The 2,926-nt window shown below is 53.2% G+C and carries 3 protein-coding genes; all 3 read right to left on the bottom strand.

Translation table 11 applies throughout. The annotated features are described in order from the left end of the window. Nucleotides 1–39 precede the first annotated feature (39 nt). Nucleotides 40–1,430, bottom strand: a protein-coding gene (locus VLA77_05105) for an IS3 family transposase (GenBank protein HSE29933.1) whose coding sequence is annotated in 2 segments (ribosomal slippage) — nt 40–1,104 and nt 1,107–1,430 — 1,389 coding nt in all. Because the reading frame shifts where the segments join, the coding sequence is not laid out codon by codon here. Between the two features lie 122 nt (nt 1,431–1,552). Then, the gene (locus tag VLA77_05100; protein HSE29932.1) at nt 1,553–2,059 is read right to left on the bottom strand and encodes a hypothetical protein; all 507 of its coding nucleotides are present in this window, start codon (nt 2,057–2,059) and stop codon (nt 1,553–1,555) included. Nucleotides 2,060–2,072: 13 nt separating this feature from the next. Further along, nucleotides 2,073–2,926 (bottom strand): DUF58 domain-containing protein (locus tag VLA77_05095; protein ID HSE29931.1); only part of this gene is annotated, 854 nt, incomplete at its 5' end.

The following is a 2,926-nucleotide window of genomic DNA, read 5'->3' as shown; positions in this document are numbered from 1 at the left end:
CGGAATGTGTCAACAGTTTGAGACACCTGTTTTCAGAATTTAAGCTCTAATTTCAGATACATCCTGCGGTTGTTTCACAGGCGGATTAATCCAAACAGCGGTGGGTAAAGGAAGCGGTTTGGGTAAGCCCTTCACGAAGCGTTCGGGGTTCTTGAGGTAGGCAGATTGCAAGACTTGCTGTCGTTGGTCGAGAATAGATTGTGCTCGGCCGAAATGAACATCGGCGGGGGTGAGCAGCCCGAGGGCGGTGTGGTGATGCTCGTAGTTGTACCATTGGAAGAAATCGGTCGCCCATTTACGGGCATCCGGCTGGCAGCCAAAGCGTTCCGGATAGTCTGGCCGGTACTTCAACGTTTTGAATTGGGATTCTGAGAACGGATTGTCGTTGGAGACGTGTGGACGCGAGTGCGTTTTCGTCACGCCCAGATCTGACATCAGCAACGCCACCGGCTTGGAGGTCATCGAGCTGCCGCGATCAGCATGGATCGTGAGCTGTCCTGGTTGAATGTTTTGGCGGATGCATGTGGCAGCAATCAGATCCTCGGCCAGGCTGGCGGATTCGCGTTCGGCGATCATCCATCCAACAGAGTAACGGCTGAAGACATCCAGGATGTTGTAGAGATAGTAATAGGTCCACTTGGTCGGTCCCAATAATTTCGTGATATCCCAGCTCCACAGCTGGTTGGGTGCTGTCGCCAGCAGCTCCGGCTTGGTGTACTGCGGATGACGCAGCTGGTTGCGACGTTCCCGGACTTCCTGATGTTCTTCCAAAATACGGTACATCGTCCGCCACGAGCACAAATACGTGCCTTCGTCCAGCAGGGTCGCATACACTTCGCGCGGCGCCTGATCGGCAAAACGCTCACTGTCGAGAATCTCGTGAACTTCTGCTCTCTCCTCGGGCGGCAAGGCACGGGGAGAGACAGGCGCCTCACACACCGGCTCGGGTTCGCTCTCACGGCGTGCCCGGTAGAGACTGCTCCGGGGCATATCCAGTGCCTGGCAAGCGGGAGCTACACCCACCGATTCGGCCAACTGCTCGGTCAAGGCGATCAACTCGGATCGTCCCGATCCGGCGTCTCCAACGTCCCCCCAAATAGCTGCGCCGCTTTTTTTTGGAAATCGATAATCAGCTCCGCCTGTTCCAAGCGCTTTTGCAGGCGTTCGTTCTCACGCTTTAACCGGGCGATCTCCTCGGCCTGCGGATCCGGTTTCGGCCCGCGTCTCTGCGGCGCCAGTCCATCCAGCTCCCCTCGCTCTCGCTGTCTCCGCCAGGTGCTGAGATACGAAGAGTAGATCCCCTCCCGCCTCAACAAAGCTCCGATCTCCCCCGAGCCCTGGCAGGCATCCACCTCCCGCAGAATTCGTAGTTTTTCCGCAGCACTAAATTGCTTGCGTTTCGCTTTCGCGATTACCTCAGTCTTCGGCATTTCTTCTCTTACCTTTTCACTTATCTCTTCTAACATACCATTTTCTCCTCCGCCCTGCACTCTAAATTATACGGGGGAGGTGTCTCACTATTATAGTCACAGAGGGTATATTACCCAGCAGATTACAGATGCTCTGTTCCTTTCATATAACCCCAAACGCGGTCCAGAGCAAATAGCGCAAATGCGATAAGGAGCATCAAAACAATAAGAGGAAGCCGGAGGTTTATAAAGGGCCCAAGTAGGGCCCCAAAAAGTCCGAAACCCAGCGCCAGACCCAGTGATTGAATATGTTCGTTTTCATATCGGTGTGTTTGCACTGCCAATGAATTCTTACCCAATGCAGTATCGAGGCATACAAGATCCCAAACTGCTAGAGCAAGGGCTGAACCGAAAATCATCAACAAATATGGAGCTCCGAACAATCTTCCTGCTACTGCCAAACCAACGGAGGCCAGGAGACAAATGAATGGCAGCCACGGGCCAGTATTTTTTCGCGCAAAGAGCCAGGCCGGGCCCATAAAAATGGCAACTGATGCTCCAATCCACTTTCCAGCGATCCCATATCCTGCTGCCAGGCAAAGCACCAAGATAATCAGGGAAATCATGAAGAGAGGTTTTCGAAGGGACATATGTTTCTGTTCCTTATAATTCCCGCGGATTTCGCGACCTGGTCAGGGAATTTCGTACCAAGGGAAATAAGGGCTGGCTCACCTGCCAGTCAATGACTGGAATATGCAATTGCGAAATGCTGTTTAATCGAAACTTGCGCTCGAGGCGAGTAGCCCGAATTGCCAGCTGACTGGCAGTGTCTTGAGGCAAAGCTGCATGTACAAAATCGATTGGGTCAGGGCTCACTAACAATGCCTGGTACCCATACGCCCGCAGACGCTGAAAGAAAGGTCTGTCTCCTGCTGTCACTGGACTCATGATGATCATCAAAGCATGATTGGGAAACATGCGTATGGGCAGGAAATCAAAATAGGCAAGAACTCCTTCCGCTGGCTCGATCTTGACGTTGGACAGGCAACTCAAGATGCGATGCAGCTGTGTCTTGCCGTACCCTGGAAAGACGCTTGCAATCCTTCCCCCGAACACAAGCAGACTCACTCGATGTCCCTGGTGTAAAAACATTTCTGCCAGTGAGGCGGTTGCACCGACACTGTGTTCGAACAGACTCTCTTCCCTGATCCGCAGTTCATTGTTCGGGCGCGCATCGAGTATGAGTCCAATTTCAGCAATTTCCTCCTGCTCAAACTCTTTGGTAAAAAACTTGCCCGGGTGGCGGGCAGTAAGACGCCAGTCGAGAGTGTGCAGGGAATCGCCGGGATGATATTCCCGGACTCCAAAAAAATCCGTGCCGCTGCCACCCAGCCGGGCAGGAATGGAACCCGGTGAATGCACAGTATTGTTTGGCCGTAGGGCAATCGGCTTAAACTTCTTTAATGGAGGCCGAACCTGGATCGAGCTGCCTTCGGGCAGCATCATCTCGGTTTCGA

This window comes from Candidatus Saccharimonadales bacterium, assembly GCA_035457485.1.
GTDB lineage: Bacteria > Patescibacteriota > Saccharimonadia > Saccharimonadales > EFPC-124 > DATIBO01.
Note: the sequence above shows the minus strand (reverse complement) of the source record. Positions and strands in the feature narration are given on the sequence as shown.